This window comes from Streptomyces sp. NBC_00090 (assembly GCF_045160815.1).
Lineage (GTDB): Bacteria > Actinomycetota > Actinomycetes > Streptomycetales > Streptomycetaceae > Streptomyces.
Window position 1 is genome coordinate 4709576 of sequence record NZ_CP108224.1, and the last position, 18160, is coordinate 4727735.

Consider the following 18160-nt stretch of genomic DNA (forward strand, 5'->3'; position numbering starts at 1 on the left):
ACCTCACTACTTCCCCTCGGCGAGGGTGTGCGCGACGAGGGCGTTGGCGTGACCGTGCCCGAGCCCGTGCTCGGCCTTCAGCCAGGAGACGAGCTCCATGTGCTTGGTGAGCGGCGAGGACCGGATGAGCTCCTGCCACTCGGAGATCGGCCGCCCGTACTTCTTCTCGATGGAGGGGAAGTAACTGGCGGGACCCTTGACGGTGTTCTCGGACATGGTCGTCTCCAAGCGAGGCGGTCGGCACGGCAGCAACAACAACAACCATGACTCCCGCCCCGCCGGAAACTCATCGCCGCCGGCGGGATCAATCCCGCCGGATGTGCTCGGGGTCGATGTGCCGGCGGACCATGGGCACGGAGGCGAGGGCGGCCGCGAACAGAACCCCCAGGGCACAGGCGAAGAGCAGCGGCAGCCCTTCCCAGTCCCAGTGCACCGCGCCACCCCCGGTGATCAGGTAGCTGGACTCGGCGAGCCACCCGGTGACGATCGCGGCACCCAACCCCACCACCAGGGGCAGCACGACCTGCACGACCTGCACCACCCGCAAGGTCCCGGCCCGAGCCCCCAACAACGCGAGCGCGGTCACCTGCCCCCGCCGCTCCATGGCCCGATCGGCAACGGACACGACGAACGCGGCGACCCCGATGACCAGCCCGAGCACCATCCCGACGGCCAGCAGACTCCGGATGACGGTGAGCTGCGCGAGCGAATCGATCACGATCCCGACGGGCTCGACGGAGGCGGTGGGCGCGATGGCCCCGACGCCGTCGAGGACGGAACGGATGGTGGCGGGGTCGGCGTCGCTCACGAGGGTGAGGGCGCCCGCAGAATCCACCAGGTTCGGGGGGACGAGGGAGGGGGGTACGAGCAAGGCGCTGGTCCGGATGACGGACGGCTGGTACGCCCGCATGCTGATCCGATCAGGGGGGACCGTGAGGATGATCTTTCGACCGCCGCGTGCCTCGAAGGGGAATCGGTCACCAGGCTGAGGGTCCTCCGGGTACGCCGAGTTGGCGTCGTACAGCTGCATAGTTCTTCCGTCCACACAGCCCTTGGCCCACTGAGTCGTTACGGTGAGCTGGGCGCAAGTGGCGACCACTAGGTTGACGTGCGGCCGCAGGTTGCCGTCCAGCGGATCCCATGAGTCGTACGCGATCACCTGCATCCGCACACCAGGGACCTGTGCGAGCTGCTGCCTTTGCTTGGGATTCAGCTCGCTGAGGCTGATCTTGTACTCCTGGACGGGCGCTGTCCGCCGACTGACCTGGTCCAGTTCGACGAGCACTCCTTGCGTGAGCGATGCCCCAAAGACCAGCAGCACGAGTCCGGTGACCACCCGCAACGATGACCCCGGATCGACCTCCGTACGCCGCATCGCCAACGCCACCGGCAGCGACTTCGCCACCCCGCCCAGTCGTCGGGCGAGCCATGCGGTGATCGGCGCCAGACCGAAGACGAGCCCGGCGCCGGTCAGCAACACGGCACCGGGCACGAGCATGGAACTGGCCGAACCCCCGGACGGGTCACGCCCCATCACACTGAGCACGCAGTATCCGCCGATGACCCCGAGCCCGGGGATGAGCAGCAGCGTCCCGTACTTCTTCGGAGGCTTGCGCTCCCCGGTCCGCCGGACGCTGATCGGCGACAGGGCGGCCCGCCGTGCACTGAACTGCCCCACGACCCATGCGAGCGCCGGACAACCGAGCAGACACACGGCAACCGTCGAAGCCTCGGGCCGCCCGTCCGCCGGATACCAGTGCAGCCCTGGCAACCCGACGCGTGCCATGACTTCGTTAACCCCCAGGTACCCCACGACCCCGAGCACGGATCCGACGAAGGCGGCGACCACGCTCTCCCCGGCGTTGACCCGCAGGGTGTCTTTCACGCTGAGCCCGACGAGCCGGAGGGCGGCGAGCCGGCGGGCGCGGGACTCACCGGAAAGCCGGGCACAGACGGAGAGGAAGATGACGAGGGGGAGCAGCACGATGCATCCGAGGGTGAACCGCAAGATGTCGAGGGTCGACGGGTCGACGATCTGGCGCCACGACCGGCCGGTGCCGAAGCTACCAAGCGCCTCAGCTTCGGTCAGCTTGGCCGGAGTGGTGCCGATGTAGGCGTACAGATCGTCGGAGTCGCCCAATCCCTCCGGCGCGATGGTGCCGGTTACGCGCCCAGGGACAAGACCGGCTGCCCTCGGATTGGCTGCCAGGATCTCGCCCAGCTTCGGCGAAACGACCGCCTCGCCAGCTTCGGGAAGCTTGTTGATACCCGGTGGCACCGGGGTCTTCCCGGGGTTGGTGCGAGCGACGAAGACCCGATGGAGTGGCTGCGATCCGTACGGATCCCGGAACTCGCGATAGGCCACGTTGCTATTGCCTGGTCGTGGCTCCCGGGCAGCCGTGCGAGCGTCATGAGCCGTGAGGATCGACGGAATGGTGAGTACTGCGGCAAGGCAGGCAACCCCGAGCGCAGATCCGAGTGCCATCAAGAGGAAACGAACCCGTCCCCTTCGCCCACTGCCCCACAGCAGGCGAAGGCCGAGGAGAAACGCGTTCACACCACCACCCGCTGGGCCAGCAGACCATCTGACATCGTGTATTGCGTATCGGCCTTCGCGGCGACGTCGGCGTCGTGCGTGACAATGACCACGGCCGTCTTCTGTCTCCGCGCCAGCTGGAGGAACTCCTCCAGCACAGCAGCTGCGTTGGTGCTGTCGAGGGCCCCGGTCGGCTCATCGGCGAACACCACGTCCGGCCGGTGCACCAGAGCCCGAGCAACAGCCACACGCTGACTCTGACCACCCGACAATTTCGAGGTCCTGCGCCGCAACAGGTCGCCCATCCCGAGCCGTCCCAGCACCTGGCCGGCCATTGCATGGGCATGCGTTTTACTGATTCCGGCAAGCCGGAGGGGGAGCGCTGCGTTTTCCTCGACGGTCAGCTCCGGCAGTAGTTCCCCGTACTGGAAGACGAACCCCAGACGAGTGCGACGTAGGGCGCTCAGCTCTCCGTCGGGGAGGGAGGACAGCTGCACGCCGTCGAAGGTCACGGTGCCACTAGAAGGTGGCAACACTCCGGCAAGGCAGTACAGAAGGGATGACTTCCCCGAGCCGCTGCTACCCATGATGGCGGCCACCTCGCCGCGCTTTAGCGTGAAATCAGCACTGCTGACCGCCAGATGCGTGCTGTAGAAGAGATCCACGCCCTCGGCGCGGAGGATGACGTCCATCGTGGTGTGCTCCCTGCATGATTGGGAGCCGCACATCGGCGGCTCCCAGAGCCGTCGACTATCGCCGCGAGAACAGCCGCTCCGGGGAGCAGTTGTCCGGTCGCAAGGAGCCACGGTCGCGGCACACCTGCAGTCGGACTTCCTTCGTCTTCAGAACCGCGCCGTCGAAGAAGACTTTGTCGACCTTGACGTTCTTCCTCTGGGTGCCCGGAATGCGGCCCCACGGATAGCTCTCAACCCTCGTGCGGAGGTAGACGTTGTGGCCGTCTTCATGGGCGTCGTCCCTCAGCTCGCCCTTCACATGAAGTCCGCTTGGCACCTTGTTTGTGGACTGCCACTGGTACGTACCGGCGAACACAACGCCTGGGTCCGTCAAGAGCAGCTGGTGCTCCGAGTCCGCCACCGCCACCCCCATCCCCCCGAAGAACAGCCCCGCGGCCACCACCGCTGTCGCCAACTTCCTCATCGATAACCCCTGTTTGCTCGGAACGAACTGGTCATCACAGAAAGTATCGGCATCACTACACACCGGCATAACGCAGGAACGTCCCTCCCTCCGATCACCCCCCTAACCGGTGAACGGACCCCTCACGGCACCAGCAGCACCTTCCCCCGCACGCCCCCGGCCTCGCTCAAGTCGTGCACCTTCGGTAGCTCCTCCAGCGGGCGGGTCTCGGTGATGTCCAAGCTCACCGCGCCCCCGTCCACCAGGGCGATCAGCTCCTTTAGTTGCGTCACGTCGTTCCTGGCCACCATGTGCTGGGACGTCACCGACCTCCCCGTGTCCGCCGGGATCGGGGTGGCTATCGAGACGATGTGGCCGCCCGGGCGGACCAGGCGGTTCAGGTGTGCGGCCTCCTCCGGTGGTAGCGGGACCAGATTCAGCAGGAGGTCGACCGGCGTCCGGACGCCCTCCTCCAGTGGTGTCGTCGTGTAGTCCACGACCCTTCGCGCGCCCTGGCGCAGGACCGTCGCCGTGCTGCGCGGGCTCGCCGTGGCCGTGACGTCCGCGCCCGCGTGGGCCGCGAGTTGGGTGGCGAAGCCGCCTACCCCTCCGCCCGCACCGTTCACGAGGACCCGCTGCCCCTCCCTCACCCGGCCGTGCTCGAACACGGCCTGCCAGGCCGTGAGGCCGGCCACGGGCAGCGCGGCGGCGTGCGCGAGCGGTACGGACGTGGGTGCTGCGGCCAGCAGCTTCGCCGGCGCCGCCACGTACTCGGCCCCGGCCCCGCCGTCGAGGCGGCCCACGACCCGGTCGCCTGCCGTGAACTCCCTTACCCCCAGCCCTACTTCCGTGACGATTCCCGACACGTCCCAGCCGAGGGTGAACGGCAGCTCCACCGGCAGGAAGTCGTGCAGCAGGCCCGCCCGCAGGGCCGTCTCCGTGGGGTTGAAGGAGGTCGCGGCGACCCGCACGAGCACCTCGCCGACGCCCGGCCGGGGGCGGGGGGCGTCCTCGTACCGGATCTCGGAGGCGTCGCCGTACCGATGGATCCGGGCGGCCTTCATGGAACGGGGGATGTGTGCCGCGATCGTTGTTGTCGTTGTCATGGGGGGAATCTAGAAGCCGGGGGACGAGACGATCCATGTGTCTGAGTGGCTCATTCATACGCGTTCGTCTCGCTAGGCTCCACCCATGGATGTCCTGAGCGATGTGATCGCCGTGATGCGGACCGGTCGGCCCCGGTCGGCCTCCGTCCGCTGGCACGCGCCCTGGGCGCAGAGCTTCGCCTCCGTGCCGGGATCGGCGGGGTTCCAGGTCGTCCTGGAGGGCACCTGCGTGCTGCGGCCGACCGGCGCCGGGGGAGTCGGCGAGCGCGGCGAGCTCGAACTCGTCGCCGGTGACGTGGTGTTCCTGCCCCACGGCGCCGGACACCTGCTCGCCGACTCCCCCGAATCCGGGGACGCTCACCGGGAGTCGATCGCCACGCGAACAGGGGAGGGCTGTGCTCCCGCCTCCAAAGCAGAAGCCGAAGCCGGAGCCGAAACCGCGTACGTGTCCGACCGCGTCGATCCGACCGGCCGCGGCGGCCCCGTCACCGCGCTGCTCTGCGGCACGTACCAGCTCGACCCCGCCCGTACCCACCCCCTGCTGCACGGCCTCCCCGGCCTGATCCATCTGCCCGCCCGGCCCGGTCGCGCACCCGAGCTGGCCGCGGCCGTGGAGCTGCTCGCCGCCGAGCTGCGGCGGCCCCGGCTCGGGACGGACGCGGCGGTGCCCGCCCTTCTCGACACCCTGCTCCTCTACATCCTGCGCATCTGGTTCGCGGAGCAGGCCGACTCGGCCGGGCCCGGGGCCTCCGGCTGGGCCGCCGCCCTCGGCGACCCGGCGGTCACCGCGGCGCTGCACGCGATGCACCGGTCACCCGCCGCACCGTGGACGGTCGAGAGCCTCGCGGCGGAGGCGGGGCTCTCCCGGGCGCCGTTCGCCCGTCGCTTCGCCGCGCTCGTCGGCCGGCCGCCCCTCGCGTACCTCACCTGGTGGCGCATGACCCTCGCCGAGCGGCTGCTCCGGACGACGGACGCCCCGCTCCGCACCGTGGCCGAACAGGTCGGATACGGAACGGAGTTCGCCTTCTCGGCGGCCTTCAAGCGCATCCACGGCTCGGCCCCCGGCGGCTACCGGCGCGGCGTTCGCCGCCCCGGTGGCCAGGATCTGTCCGGACACTGACGCCGTGTAGCCGGATGACGAGGGCTGCTGCTGCCCGCTGCCGGGCGGGCGTGACGGCTCTGCCCCCTGGCCGAAACAAGTTGGCCAGAAGGAACCTCTCACGGGTGTCGAGCGGTGTCGGCCGGCTCCGACTACAGGGCGAGAGCGGGCCGCAGGGGCGGCACGCGACACCGGAAGGCAGGACCCCATGGGCCGGATCATCCACTTCGTGCACCAGTCCCTCGACGGCTTCATCGCCGGGCCGAACGGCGAGTTCGACTGGCCGGCCATGGGCGCCGAGCTCTCCGCGTACACCGCGGAGCTGACCGCCGGTGACACCGTCTTCCTCTACGGCCGCAAGGTCTGGGACCTGATGTCCGGCTTCTGGCCGAACGCCGAGCAGTACTCGCAGGACCCGCACGACCTGGCCTTCGCGCCGGTCTGGCGGGAGGCCCCGAAGGTCGTGGTCTCCCGGACCCTCGCCGGCCAGGACCTCGGCTGGAACACCAGCGTCGTCTCCGAGAACGTCGCCGAGCAGCTGACGGCGCTCGCGGAGGCCGGCAAGACCCTGGTGCTGTTCGGCGGCGCCGAGCTGGCCGCCCACCTCGGCGCGCACGGTGCCGTCGACGAGTACCGGGTCGTCGTCCACCCCGTGCTCCTCGGTGGCGGCACCCCGGCCTTCCACCCCGCGGAGCGGCGTACGGTGCTGGAGACCGTGGAGACCCGGACGTTCGACGGCCGCTCCGTCCTCCTCCGCCACCGTGTCGTACGCGAGGCCTGAGAGCTCACCTCGGCTGGTCCTGCCGTGCGCGAGGCCCAGGAACTCACCCCGGCTGGTCCTGACGTCCGCGAGGCCCAGGAACTCACCTCGGCTGGTCCTGACGTCGGCGGGCCGCCTCCTCCAGGGCGCGGTCCAGTGGGGCGAAGAGGGTCTCCTCGGCCGGGATGATGCCGCCGGGGCCGAGGTCCTCGTCGAGCCCGGTGGCCTTGAGGGTCCGTACGAGGCCGGGTTCGGCGCCCGCGATGACGAGCCGACCGCCGTGCCGCCGGAGCTCCGCCACATGGCGGCGGAGCAGTTTGACGACGGTCGAGGACGGGACGTCCGGGACGCCGCGCATCACGAGGACGAGGACCGAGCCCGGAGCGTCGTCGGCGCTCGGCAGCGTGGCCTCGATGTGGGGGAGTTCGGCGAAGAAGCCGATGCCGTCGTAGTAGAGGACGGTGACCTCGCCCGCGGTGAGCCGCCGCGGCGGCTCGGCCGTGTGCCAGCGGCCCTCCGCGTCGCGGACGAGGGCGACGAGATGGGCGCGGCGGGCGGCCTGGGTGCAGTAGAGGAGCAGGGAGAGGACCGCGCCGAGCACGATGGCCTGCTGGAGCGGGAGCTGGGTGGTGGCGAGGAAGGTCAGGATCATCGCCGCCGACGACAGGCGCGAGGTGCGGAGCACCAGCAGGATGTCGTGGCGCTTTCCCCGGATCAGCTCGCCGCCGACGACGAGGATCAGCCCGCCGATGACGGGCATCGGGATGCGTTCGGCGAGCGGGGCGCAGATCAGGACGATGACGGCGAGCAGGACGCCGGAGAGGATGCCGGCCCAGCGGGTGCGGGCCCCGGCGGAGACGGCGACGCCGGTACGGGAGAGGGAGCCGCCGGCGGGCAGCGACTGGAAGAGGCCGCCGGCCAGGTTGGCCAGGCCCTGAGCGGCGAAGTCGCCGTTCACGGAGGAGCGGGAGCCGTCCGGGTTGGGCACGGAGGGGCCGATGCTCGCTGCCTGGGCCAGGGCCACGAGGGCGACGGCGACGGAGCCGCCGAGCAGTTCGGGGACGACGGACAGGTCGGGTGCGGAGAAGCCGGGGAGCGCCGCCGGGATGTGGGCGATGTCGCGGACGAGCTCGACGTCCGTACCGAGGACGGCCACGGCGACGCTCGCCAGGACCATGGCGACGAGCAGTGCGACGGGTTCGAGGCGTTTCACGAGCCTGGTCACGGCCCAGATGGCGATCGTGGCGACGGCGACGAGGGTCGCGCCGAGCGCCCAGTCCCCGATGTGGGCCAGCCAGCCGCCGAGTTGGTGGAGGCGGTTGTGGCCCTGGGGCTTGTAGCCGGTGGCGTCCTTGAGGACGCCCGTGACGATCTGGAGCGCGATGCCGGTGGAGAAGCCGGTCATGACGGCGTTCGAGACGAAGCTCATCACCGCCCCGAGCCGCAGCACGCCCATCAGGAGCATGACGAGCCCGGCGAGGAGCGTGAGGGTCGCGATGTTGCCGGAGTCCTTGGGGTCGAGACCCGCGTCGGACAGCACGCTCTGGGAGGTGAGGGCGATGGCACTGGTGAGGGTGGTGACCATGAGGACGGTGCGGGCGGTGAGGGAGCCGACGATCGCGGGGACGACGCCGGCGTAGAGGCCCGCGACCGGGTTGAAGCCGGCGATGGCCGCGTACGCCATGCCCTCGGGGATCGAGAAGAGGCCGGTGACGAGACCGGAGCCCACGTCGGCGGGCTGGGGGCGCCCGAGCCGGCCGAGCCGACGCCCGGGTCGGCCGAACCGCCCGAACCACCCGGGTCGTCCGAACCGCTCTGATTTACGGGCCTGTCGGAGCCCGCTTCCCTGGTCCGGACCCTGCTCCGGGCCCTCTTCCGCCCCCCTCTTCCGCCCCCTCTTCCGCTCCCTCTTCGGGTCCCTGTCCCCGCCCCCGTACGGTCATCCGGCCGGCCCGCTCAGGGCATCACCCACGTACTTCGCCCCGAGGACCACGAGCAGCGTCGTCATGATCGCCGCGTTGTGCCGGGACATCCAGGTCTTCCAGCCGCCCAGCGTCTGCGCGGACCGCTCGCCGCCGAGGAGGTAGACGGCGAGCGGCGCCAGGGTGCAGAGGGAGCCGATCAGCACCATCAGGACGGCCGCGACGGTCTTGCCGCCGGTCGAGGCTCCGCTGCCGGCGATGGAGACGGCGCCGCCGACCGCCAGGACCAGGTTCTTCGGGTTGGCGACCGCGAGGGCCGCGGCGAGGCCGGCCGCCTTGCCGGGCGTGAACCGGTCGATCGCCTTCATCCAGCCCGGCGGCTCGGGTTCCTGCCCCTCCCGTGGGCGGTCCTTCCACTGCTTGGCGCCCATCAGGAGGAACAGCAGACCGAGCCCGAGTTTGAGCCACAGCGTCCAGTCGGCGGGTCCGTCGTCGCCGGTGGCGTCCGCGCTCGAACCGAGCAGGACGACGGCGGTCACCACGACGGCGAGCGAGACGACCCAACTCACCGTGAAGGCGATGCCGTTGCCGCGGCCGCGTGGGGTCGCCAGCATCAGGACGACCGCGATCAGAGGGACGGGGCTGATGGCGATACCGACGGCCGAGGCCAGCATCTGTCCGACGGCATCGCCCATGGGGGCCCTTCCTTCCGATCGGTCGTACGGGACGAGGGCGACGCGCCGAACTCGCCTCAGCCCGCGAAGACTTCGCGGAGCTTGGCCTCCTTCTCGCTGTCCAGGTTGGACTGGATCAGCTCGGCGTGACCACCCGGGAAGGCGTCCTTGACGCGGTCGACCACGGCATCGGCGGAGAGCAGGAAGAGCGCTGAACTGCCCGGTGTGACCTTCGACTTGACCGAGTCGATGAAGTCGTCGTCGATGCCGACGTCGGCCATCTTGCCGCCGAGCGCACCGGCCGCGGCGCCGACCGCCGCGCCGAGCAGCGGCATGAAGAAGAGGAGGCCGAAGAGCATGCCCCAGAAGGTGCCGGACAGCGCGCCGGCGCCGGTGAGGTTGTTCAGCTGTTTCGTCTTCGGCTTGGTCGCCCCCTCCGGCCAGCTGACCGTGGCCGCGTCGATGATCTTGATCAGCTGCTGTTTCTGCAGCTGGAGCAGGGTGTCCTCCACGGCCTCCGCACCCTCGGGCGCATCGAATTTCCACACGGTCAACGTGGCCACGTCCAGCCTCCAGAAGCTCGCCGTTCGGCGCTCGGCAACAGGTAGCCCCCAGTAAATGCGGTGATCACGAATGGCGCATCTCGGGCATATGGGCGAGGTGTCGGGGGATTGGGGCGGGTCTCGGGGTTCCCCGTAGGAGTGATCATCGGTGCGCCTGCGTGAAGGGGTTCCGCACCCTCGCCAAGGTGACGCGCATGCACTCTCAGTACGCCCCTCCCTCCCCTTCATCCCCGTCCTCGTCCTCCTCCCCTTCCTCCTCCTCGCGTCTTCTGCGGCGGGCGCTGCTCCCGTTCGTGGCCGCGGTCGCCCTGTTGGGTACGGCCGGCACCTCCGTGGTCACGGCGGCGGAGTCGTGCGGATCGATCATCACGGCGCCCCTCGCCCCGCCCGCCCCCGCCGATGACCCCTGTCCCAGCACGGACCCGGTCGTCTGCCGGATCCGTGTCCTGCCGATGGACGAGAAGGTCGAGGCCCAGCGGGTCCGGATGCAGTACCACGGCCTCCTGGAGGACATGCACCGCACCGAGGCCAACATGCGGGAGGCGGGCTTCACCGACGAGGAGATCGCCAGGGAGCTGGTCGCCATGCGGAACCAGGCCAAGGAGATCACCCGCGCGGGCATGAGCCCGGAGGAGGTCCGCGTCCTGGAGGAGCGGAACATCGCCAAGTACGGCAACCCGCTCGGGCCGACGGCGGACCAGCTGTACGCCAAGTACGGCTCCTGGCAGCAGGTGATCGACGCCTCGATGCGTACGAGCTACGCCGTCGACCGCGAACTCGGCCTCGAGTACCGCCCCTGCCCCGTGTAGCAGCAGCGGCCCCTGCCCGGCGCGGGGGGAGCACGCGCCACGAACGACGAAGGGCCCCACCGCGCACGAACGGTGGGGCCCTTCGCTGTGTGCCGCCGCGCGGTGGGCGGGTCAGGAGGCGTCGGTTCCTGCGGGGGTGACCCCCGAGGCGGCGCACGTCTTCGATCTCCTGGAGAGCGCCCTCGGCGACTTCCCGGCCCAGGCGGCGTGATCGAAGAGGCGAAGAGAGAAGAGACGAAAAGACGAGGCGATCGAGAGGTTCGAGAGGTTCTCCACACCACGAGGGGAGGGGCGCATCGGCTGCCGCGCCGCACCGTCAAGTGCTGTTGCGCTGTCGTAGATTGGGCCCTCATCACAGTGATCAACAGGAGAGTCGATGCACCTCTTTTCCCTGATCGGCGGGGTTGGACATCACCAGGGCGCGTGGCGCCGTCCCAACAGCCGTGCCGAAGGGGCCACTTCGCTGGACTACTACGGTGACATCGCGGCACTGGCCGAGCGCGGCACGATCGACGCCCTGCTCATGGCCGACGGACTGTCCCTGAACAGCACCCACTTGGCGAGCGGCTGCTTCCCGCACATAGAACCGCTGACCATGCTCTCCGCCCTCGCCGCGCGCACCAGCCGGATCGGCCTGGTGGGCAGCGTGTCGACGACCTTCAGCGAGCCGTACAACGTCGCCCGCCAGTTCGCGACCCTCGACCACATCAGCGCGGGCCGCGCCGCGTGGAACATCGTCACCTCCGGGCACGGCGAGGTGAACTTCGGCGGCCGGCCGCTGCCGCAGCACTCGGACCGCTACGAGCGAGCGGACGAGTACGTCGACGTCGTGACCGCGCTGTGGAACAGCTGGGAGCCCGGCGCGATCGTCATGGACCGCGCGAACGGGGTGTACGCCGACGCCGCGCATGTCCACAAGATCAACCACGTGGGCAAGCACTTCACGGTCGAAGGACCGCTGAACGTCCCCCGGAGCCCCCAGGGGCGGCCCGTGCTCGTCCAGGCCGGTTCGTCGGGCACCGGCCGGTCGTTCGCCGCACGTCACGCCGAGGTGGTCTTCACCGCCCAGCAGACGCTGGCCGGCTGTCAGGACTTCTACAGCGACATGAAGGCCAGGGTCCGCGCCGCGGGCCGCGACCCCGAGCAGGTGAAGATCCTTCCGGGGGTCCACCCGCTCCTCGGCAGCACCGAGGCCGAGGCGCTGCGGATGGAGGACGAGCTTCGCCACCTCATCCGGATGGACATCGGACTGGCGTGGCTGTCCAAGCAGCTGGGCGGCGTCGACCTCTCGGGACTCGACCCGTCGAAGCCCGTTCCGGAGGAACTCCTGCCCGCCGTCGAGACGGTCCAGGAGCGCAGGAGCAGGTACGAGGTCTTCCGGCAGCTGGCCGTGGAGGAGAAGTACAGCATCAACCGGCTGATCGAGGCCGAGGTGGTGTCCCAGGGGCACCTCATGATGGTGGGCACCCCGGAGCAGATCGCCGATCGCTTCGCGAAGTGGGTGGCGGAAGGCGGCGCGGACGGCTTCATGATGCTTCCGTCCTACCTGCCGGAGGGCCTGGAGCTGATCGTGGACGGGGTGATTCCGGAGCTGCGGAAGCGGGGGCTGTTCCGCACCGAGTACACCGGTACGACCCTGCGCGACCACCTCGGACTCGAGCCGCTCGCCGGGCCGGACGGGCAGTAGCGCCGCAGCGGTGCCGTGGGCGCACGGGACGGCGTGCGTCGTACGCCGTTCCGTTCAGGCAGCCGCCCGACGGCCCCGGCCCGTCAGCGCCGCGGCGTGTGGAAGTCGCGCTGGTACCACACGAGCGGCGCGGCGGACGTGCCGGTGTGGATCTCCATGAGTTCGCCGAGGACGAGGTCGTGGTCGCCGGCCGGAACCACACCGGCGCGCCGGCAGCGGAACGCGGCGGTCGCGCCGGGCAGGTACGGGAGACCGGTGCCCGGCCACGTTTCGAAGCCCCCTGCGGCGGCGAAGCGGTCGGTGTCGCGGGTGGCGAAGGCCCGGGCGGTGGCGCGGTGTTCCTCGCCGAGGAGGTTGACCACGAACTCGTCGGCGGTGGTCAGCGCCGGGTGGCAGCTGGACTCACGGCCGATGCCGACCAGCAGCAGCGGCGGCTCCATGGAGACGGAGGTCACGGCGCTCGCGGTGAAGCCCAGGCGGCGTCCGGCCGCGTCGAGCGTCGTGACCACGGTGACCGGGGCAGCCAGGTGCGCCATGGCGTCCCGGAATTCCGCCGGTCCCACGGAGGCCGGCGCCGTCCCGGTGGACAGGGTCATGGGGTGTTCCTCTTTCTCTGGTCTGTCCGCTGACAGAGCCCGCAGCTCACGGGCGCAGGCGTTCTCGCTGTGGACCGGACGCGGCGGGGCCGTGCGCGCGCCGGTGAAGCGGCGCACGCGGCACGTTCGGGGCCTTGTCGCAGGGCATGGGCACATGGACGACCGGCCCCGACGGTCCCGCCGCAGTGAAGTGACGTGAAGTGAAGTGACGTGACGTGATGGGAAGTGACGTGACGCGAGGCCACGTCACGTCATGGGCGACTTACGAGGAGTTACGCGAAGCCGTGGGAAGTGAACCGGCGTGACGGCCCGGCCACCCGGTCAGGCCACCCCGTCCCGCATCTCGCGCAGCACGTCGGCGAGCCGGTGGACGCCCTCGGTGATCACCTTCTCGTCGGCGCTCAGGCTCAGGCGGAAGCACCGGGTCGCGTGCTCGGCGAGGCCGGGGGTGCGCAGCGGGTCCACGAAGAAGTGCCGCCCCGGTACGACGAAGACCTTCCGGTCCTTGAGCCGCTGGTACAGCGTGGTGTCGTCGAACCACGGGTGGTCCACCCACAGCCAGCAGAACATGCCGCCGTCCCCGGAGTGCATGCGCCAGTCGACGTCCGCCGGCAGCAGTTCGCCGAGCAGTTCCTCGACGAAGCGCTTCTTCTCGCGGTAGTACGGCGTGATCGCGGTGCCGGTGGTGGAGTCCAGACGCCCGTCGGCCATCACCCGGGCGAGGGCGTGCTGGGCGAGCTGGGGCGCGTGCAGGACGGAGTTGGACATGAACGAGGCGAGCGGCCCGATGTACTTCGGGTGGCCGATCGCGAAACCGATCCGTTCGCCGGGCAGTCCGGCCTTCGACGCGGAGAAGCAGTTGACGACGTTGTCGTTCAGCACCGGCTCGGTGTGCGTCTCCGCGATCCGGGGGAAGGGCGCGCCGTAGGCGTTGTCGACGAACAGGGGCACTTCACGCTCGGCCGCGAGCGCCGTCAGCGCCTCCAGGTCGGTGCGGGTCAGAGCGCGCCCGGTGGGATTGCCCGGACTGGAGACCAGCATCATGCCGATGTCCGTGCGACGCCGCAGCGCTTCGATGTCGAGGGCGTAGCGGAAGCTGTGGCCTTCCTCACGGCGGATCAGCGGGGCGACGCCGGCGATGCCGTCGTCGTGCATGCACAGTCCCTGGTAGCCGGTGTAGTCGGGCACCATGGGGAGCACGATCCGTCGGTCGCCGTGCACGCCCGGGCCGGCGAAGAGGGCGGCCGCGGCGAAGCAGACCATCTGGCTGCCGGGGCCGACGACGATGTTCTCGGGGCCGAGCTGCCAACCGTACTTCCGGTGGAAGTAGTCGGCGATGGCCTCGACAAGGGCGTGGCTGCCACGGGAGGGGCCGTAGCGGCAGCCGGCCCCGTCGAAGTCCTCGGCGGTCGATTCCGTCAGGGCGGCCCGCCACATGTCACGCGCCGCGGGGATGGGGGCGGGGTTGCCCACGCTCAGGTTGAGCCATTCGTCGGCCGATGCCCCGGCCGCGCTCGCGGCGACGTCTTCCATGATGCTGCGCAGGCCGGAGAGTCCGGCCATCTTGGTACCACTCAGCGACAACGGCACAGCTTCTCCTCAACACCGAGTGGAATGGCCCATGGCCATGCGTCAGGAAGGGCCGGAGCCGGGTGCCGCAGGCGGTGTTGTGCCTCCCGGCCGGTCACCGCGGTTCTCCGGCGGCTGCGAGAGGCGACGACCGGTCGGGCTCGCGGTCGTCCAGATCCGGCCAGCCGTACAGTTCGCCCTTGCCGGTCTGCCGGAGCTGACGGACGCGCGATACCAGCAGCACGATCGCCACACCGGCCACGACGAACGCGAGCGCGAGCTCCAGCGTCCTGGTCACTCCGATCGCCTCGGCGAGCGGGCCCGCCGCCGCGTATCCGAGCGGCGCCACCGTGAAGGAGATGAGCCAGTCGTACGACGACACACGGGACAGCACCTCCTCGGGAATCAGCTTCTGGACCGCCGTCGACCAGAGGCTGTTCAGGAGGGCCACCCCTGCCGCGCTGATCAGGGCCGCCCCCGCGATCACGGCCGTGGGGGACGGCCCGGCCAGCGCGGCGAGCTGCAGCACGGTCAGCAGCAGCGCGAGATGTGCGGCGACGAGGGGCCTGCGCGGGCGGTACCGCATGCTGACGGCGGCACCGATGAGGGCACCGGTGGCCATACTCGCGCTCACCAGGCCCCAGTTGGCGGCACCGCCCGCCTGACGGACGACGATGACCGGCCCCAGGACGACGAACGCGCTGGAGCCGACGTTCCAGATGGCGTGGCCGCACAGGGTCACCCAGTACCAGGGCCGGCGGACGACCTCACTCCACCCGGCGGCGATCTCCGCGAAGATGTGGGTACGGTCGCCGCGCTTCGCCGGCGGCGCGAGCGGGAGGAGCACCAGGGCGATGGCGCTGACCAGGAAGGTCGCCGCGTCGAGCAGGTACACCCAGCCGGGAGAGGCGATCGCCACCACCGTACCGGCCAGGCCCGGTCCCATCACCTGTGCCGCGCTGCGTGACAGCTCCATCAGGCCGTTGGCCTGCTGCAGCTTCTCCTTGCTGATGGTCTGCGGCACCAGGCCGGTGAGGGTCGGCTGGGTGACGGCCGAGGCGGCGCCGTAACAGACCGCCGTGCTCAGCAGCAGGGTCACGCTGCCGTGGCCGGTCAACAGCAGGACGCCGGCGGTCACCTGCACCGCGCACAGGAAGAGGTCACTGCCGCCGAGCAGCAGACGCCTGGGCAGCCGGTCGGCCAGTGCGCCGCCGACCAGCAGCAGCAGCGTGCGGGCGACCATGATGGCGGCGATGACGAGCCCGATGTCGGCCGCGCTGCCGCCGGCCGACAGAACCGCGAACGCCAGCGTCACCGGCATCAGCGCGTCGCCCAGTGACGATGTCGTACGGCCGATCCACAACAGGCGGAAGTTGCGCTCGGCGAGGGCGCCGAACTTGTCGGCGAACTTCATTTCGCGCACCAGAGCGCGGGCGAGGCGTGGGCAGGAACTCGCATCGGGGCACCACCGGTTCAGATGTCACGTCAACTGTTCACACCGAGACGCCGGTTACGCCTCAGGTCGCCATCATCATGAAGAGCGGCGGCTTTGCCCTCGCAACTCCACAAGGCGGGAACGGGGGATACGGCACCCAACTCCGGCCTGAGGCAGGGTAACTGTACACACGCCCGTCGAATGCGCATCCGATCGCTTCCGACCGGCCGGCGCGGACGGTGGAGGGGTTGTGGGAGGGGCGCCACAACCGTGAGGCCGGCCCACCGACGGGAGCGTAGGGGCGCCGGGCGCGCCCGACAAAACTCCGTTACGTCAGCAATGCGGGCCCGGGAGGCAGTTGGGCTGCGCAAGAGGCGGAATTTCCGCTCCACTTCTTAACTACGCCGTCGAGCAGGGTGGCGTCAAGATCTTTTGCGATCCTACAAACTGTCGTATCGTCCCCCGTACGTTCGCCCAAAGGGGCCCTCCCGGCCATGACCAGCGTCCGGGACCGGCGTCGGTCACCGGGCCCCACCGGACGAGCACCGAACAACAGCAGTGCATCGCCACCATCGACGGCTGAGGCGCCACCGCGCCGATCCAAGAGGCGATCACTCGACAGGCAGATCGATCCTGTTCAACCGCATCGGGGGATGTTCCATGCTTCTTTTCATCGAGTCCATACGGACCGGCACCGGAATGTCCCATGTGAAGTGGGCGGTTGAGAACGGCATCGACACCGCCTACATCACCGACCAGCCTCTCGAGGCCGCGAAGGCGCGATTCTGCGGCGAGGTCGTCGAGGAGCTCGAACGCCGGGGACGGGTCTTCCGTGTCCCCTCCACCATGACCGCCGACGTTCCCTCCGACCTCGTCGACCGGATCCGCGAGGCGGGCGGTCCGACCGGTGTCGTCTGCCTGCTGGACCGGAGCGTGGAGTTCGCCGCGGTCCTGGCCGAGCAGCTGGGGGTCCCGTACCCCAGCCCGGACGCGGTCCGCACCATCCGCGACAAGCGCTCGGCGCGCCGGTTCTACAGCGAGGCCGGGGTCCCGAACCTGCGCTGGTGCGCCCCCGAGAGCCCGGAGGAACTGGTCGACTTCGTCGAGCAGCTGGACGTCCCGGTGGTGCTCAAGAACAGCCGCGGGGCCGGCAGCTTCAACGTCACGCTGGTCCGCGACGCGGAAGAGGCCGTCACCGCCTTCGCCGAGCTGAGCGAAGACGTCCCGTTCTTCGGTGGCGGGCTGCTGGCCGAGGAGTACGTCCGCGGCCCCCTCTACAGCCTGGAAACCCTGATCACGGACGGCCGCTGCCACCACCTGGGGGTCACGGACCGCCAGATCGGACCCAACCCGGCCTTCTGCGAGATTTCCTACAGTTTCCCCGTGCAGGTGCCGGAGCCGGTCGAGGCCCGCATGCGGCAGACCGTCGAGACGTGTGTGGCAGCCCTGGACATCCGCCAGGGAATGCTCCACACCGAGTTCGCCGTGATGAGCGACGACGACATCGTGATCATCGAGATCAACATCCGGCCCCCCGGCGCCGCGATCCCGCTGATGATGAACGACTGCCTGGACAGCCCGCTCACCAAGATCCTCGCCGCCTCGGCGCTCGGCACGGAGCTGCCGTCGCTGAACCAGAACGGCCGGGCGTCCACCACCATGACGGTCTACCCGACGCAGCGGGGCAAGCTCAGCGCCCTGTACGGGGTCGAGGAGGCCGTCCGGGCGCCGTTCGTCGCACAGGTCCTGCCCGGCGCGCAGATCGGTGAAGAAGTCTTCCCGCCCGTGGACTACCGGGGCGCGCTGTGCCAGATCCGGACGGTCGCCGACTCGGTGAACCTGTCCTACAACGCGGCCGTGGCAGCCGCCCGGGACGTCTGGGCGGAGGTGGAGTGATGACGGAGCAGATCGTGATCACATCACCTGCCGTCCAGCACTCCCGAAGAGCCGGCTGACACCGGTCCGCGAGGCACCCGGCCCGGGTCGGGTGCCTGCCGCAGGAGATCTCCGGCCGCTGTGCGGAAGCCGGACGACCGGGCGTACGGGTACGACCGGACGCACCGGTACGGACGGAGACCGCCGGACCGGCTCCCGGCGCGTACGGCGCATCGTGACGGGGCGGCCCTGCCGCCGAGCGTGACGACCGCCCCGGGACCCGAGGCCGAACGCCCGGCCGGGACCGGGCCGGCCGCAAGCGGTCCGTCTCCGGCCGTCGAGCACGCAGGCCTGCGCCGTGTCCGGAGCCGCGAGCCCACCCGTACTGACCG

At 70.1% G+C, this 18160-nt stretch carries 16 protein-coding genes; 5 read left to right on the forward strand and 11 right to left on the reverse strand.

The annotated features are described in order from the left end of the window. Nucleotides 1-6: 6 nt before the first annotated feature. From OG361_RS21040 to OG361_RS21060, 5 genes are all read right to left on the reverse strand, one after another. Complete coding sequence (locus OG361_RS21040) at nt 7-216, reverse strand: DUF4287 domain-containing protein (RefSeq protein ID WP_405855726.1); 210 nt, start codon at nt 214-216, stop codon at nt 7-9. A gap of 88 nt (nt 217-304) precedes the next feature. Continuing rightward, nucleotides 305-2557, reverse strand: a complete 2253-nt coding sequence (locus OG361_RS21045; protein WP_405855728.1) for an FtsX-like permease family protein — start codon at nt 2555-2557, stop codon at nt 305-307. Further along, a complete protein-coding gene (locus OG361_RS21050; RefSeq protein ID WP_405855730.1) occupies nt 2554-3228 on the reverse strand; it encodes an ABC transporter ATP-binding protein in 675 nt (224 codons plus the stop codon). The genes OG361_RS21045 and OG361_RS21050 overlap by 4 nt, the downstream gene beginning before the upstream one ends. Before the next feature lie 58 nt (nt 3229-3286). Beyond that, the gene (locus OG361_RS21055) at nt 3287-3694 is read right to left on the reverse strand and encodes a hypothetical protein (RefSeq protein ID WP_405855732.1); all 408 of its coding nucleotides are present in this window, start codon (nt 3692-3694) and stop codon (nt 3287-3289) included. 122 nt (nt 3695-3816) lie between these two features. Then, nucleotides 3817-4779 carry an NADP-dependent oxidoreductase gene (locus OG361_RS21060; protein ID WP_405855734.1) on the reverse strand — a complete coding sequence of 321 codons (963 nt, stop codon included), beginning with the start codon at nt 4777-4779 and terminating at the stop codon, nt 3817-3819. 85 nt (nt 4780-4864) lie between these two features. On the opposite strand from OG361_RS21060, the gene OG361_RS21065 reads away from it, so the two are divergent. Further along, complete coding sequence (locus tag OG361_RS21065) at nt 4865-5899, forward strand: AraC family transcriptional regulator (protein ID WP_405855736.1); 1035 nt, start codon at nt 4865-4867, stop codon at nt 5897-5899. Between the two features lie 187 nt (nt 5900-6086). After that, nucleotides 6087-6659 carry a dihydrofolate reductase family protein gene (locus OG361_RS21070; RefSeq protein WP_405855738.1) on the forward strand — a complete coding sequence of 191 codons (573 nt, stop codon included), beginning with the start codon at nt 6087-6089 and terminating at the stop codon, nt 6657-6659. An 82-nt stretch (nt 6660-6741) separates the two neighbouring features. On the opposite strand, the gene OG361_RS21075 is transcribed toward OG361_RS21070, so the two are convergent. From OG361_RS21075 to OG361_RS21085, 3 genes are all read right to left on the reverse strand, one after another. Beyond that, nucleotides 6742-8367, reverse strand: a complete 1626-nt coding sequence (locus tag OG361_RS21075) for a SulP family inorganic anion transporter (protein WP_405855740.1) — start codon at nt 8365-8367, stop codon at nt 6742-6744. Nucleotides 8368-8577: 210 nt separating this feature from the next. Then, the gene (locus OG361_RS21080; protein WP_405855742.1) at nt 8578-9255 is read right to left on the reverse strand and encodes a GAP family protein; all 678 of its coding nucleotides are present in this window, start codon (nt 9253-9255) and stop codon (nt 8578-8580) included. A 56-nt stretch (nt 9256-9311) separates the two neighbouring features. Then, nucleotides 9312-9797 (reverse strand): DUF1269 domain-containing protein, encoded by a 486-nt coding sequence (locus OG361_RS21085; RefSeq protein ID WP_405855744.1) that lies wholly within the window; start codon nt 9795-9797, stop codon nt 9312-9314. A 194-nt stretch (nt 9798-9991) separates the two neighbouring features. Between OG361_RS21085 and OG361_RS21090 the strand changes: the two genes are divergently transcribed. Next, on the forward strand, nt 9992-10606 hold the full coding sequence (locus OG361_RS21090) for a hypothetical protein (RefSeq protein WP_405855746.1): 615 nt from the start codon (nt 9992-9994) through the stop codon (nt 10604-10606). Between the two features lie 376 nt (nt 10607-10982). Further along, nucleotides 10983-12293 (forward strand): LLM class flavin-dependent oxidoreductase, encoded by a 1311-nt coding sequence (locus OG361_RS21095; protein WP_405855748.1) that lies wholly within the window; start codon nt 10983-10985, stop codon nt 12291-12293. 83 nt (nt 12294-12376) lie between these two features. On the opposite strand, the gene OG361_RS21100 is transcribed toward OG361_RS21095, so the two are convergent. The 3 genes from OG361_RS21100 to OG361_RS21110 all read right to left on the reverse strand — a co-directional run bounded on the left by OG361_RS21100 (nt 12377) and on the right by OG361_RS21110 (nt 15872). Next, complete coding sequence (locus OG361_RS21100; RefSeq protein ID WP_405855750.1) at nt 12377-12889, reverse strand: flavin reductase family protein; 513 nt, start codon at nt 12887-12889, stop codon at nt 12377-12379. Between the two features lie 321 nt (nt 12890-13210). Then, nucleotides 13211-14473: a valine--pyruvate transaminase gene (locus tag OG361_RS21105; RefSeq protein ID WP_405855752.1), complete on the reverse strand. Its 1263-nt coding sequence runs from the start codon at nt 14471-14473 to the stop codon at nt 13211-13213. A 100-nt stretch (nt 14474-14573) separates the two neighbouring features. Next, nucleotides 14574-15872 carry an MFS transporter gene (locus OG361_RS21110; protein ID WP_405855754.1) on the reverse strand — a complete coding sequence of 433 codons (1299 nt, stop codon included), beginning with the start codon at nt 15870-15872 and terminating at the stop codon, nt 14574-14576. 681 nt (nt 15873-16553) lie between these two features. Here OG361_RS21110 and OG361_RS21115 point away from each other — a divergent pair. Then, nucleotides 16554-17789: an ATP-grasp domain-containing protein gene (locus OG361_RS21115; protein WP_405855756.1), complete on the forward strand. Its 1236-nt coding sequence runs from the start codon at nt 16554-16556 to the stop codon at nt 17787-17789. Nucleotides 17790-18160 lie beyond the last annotated feature (371 nt).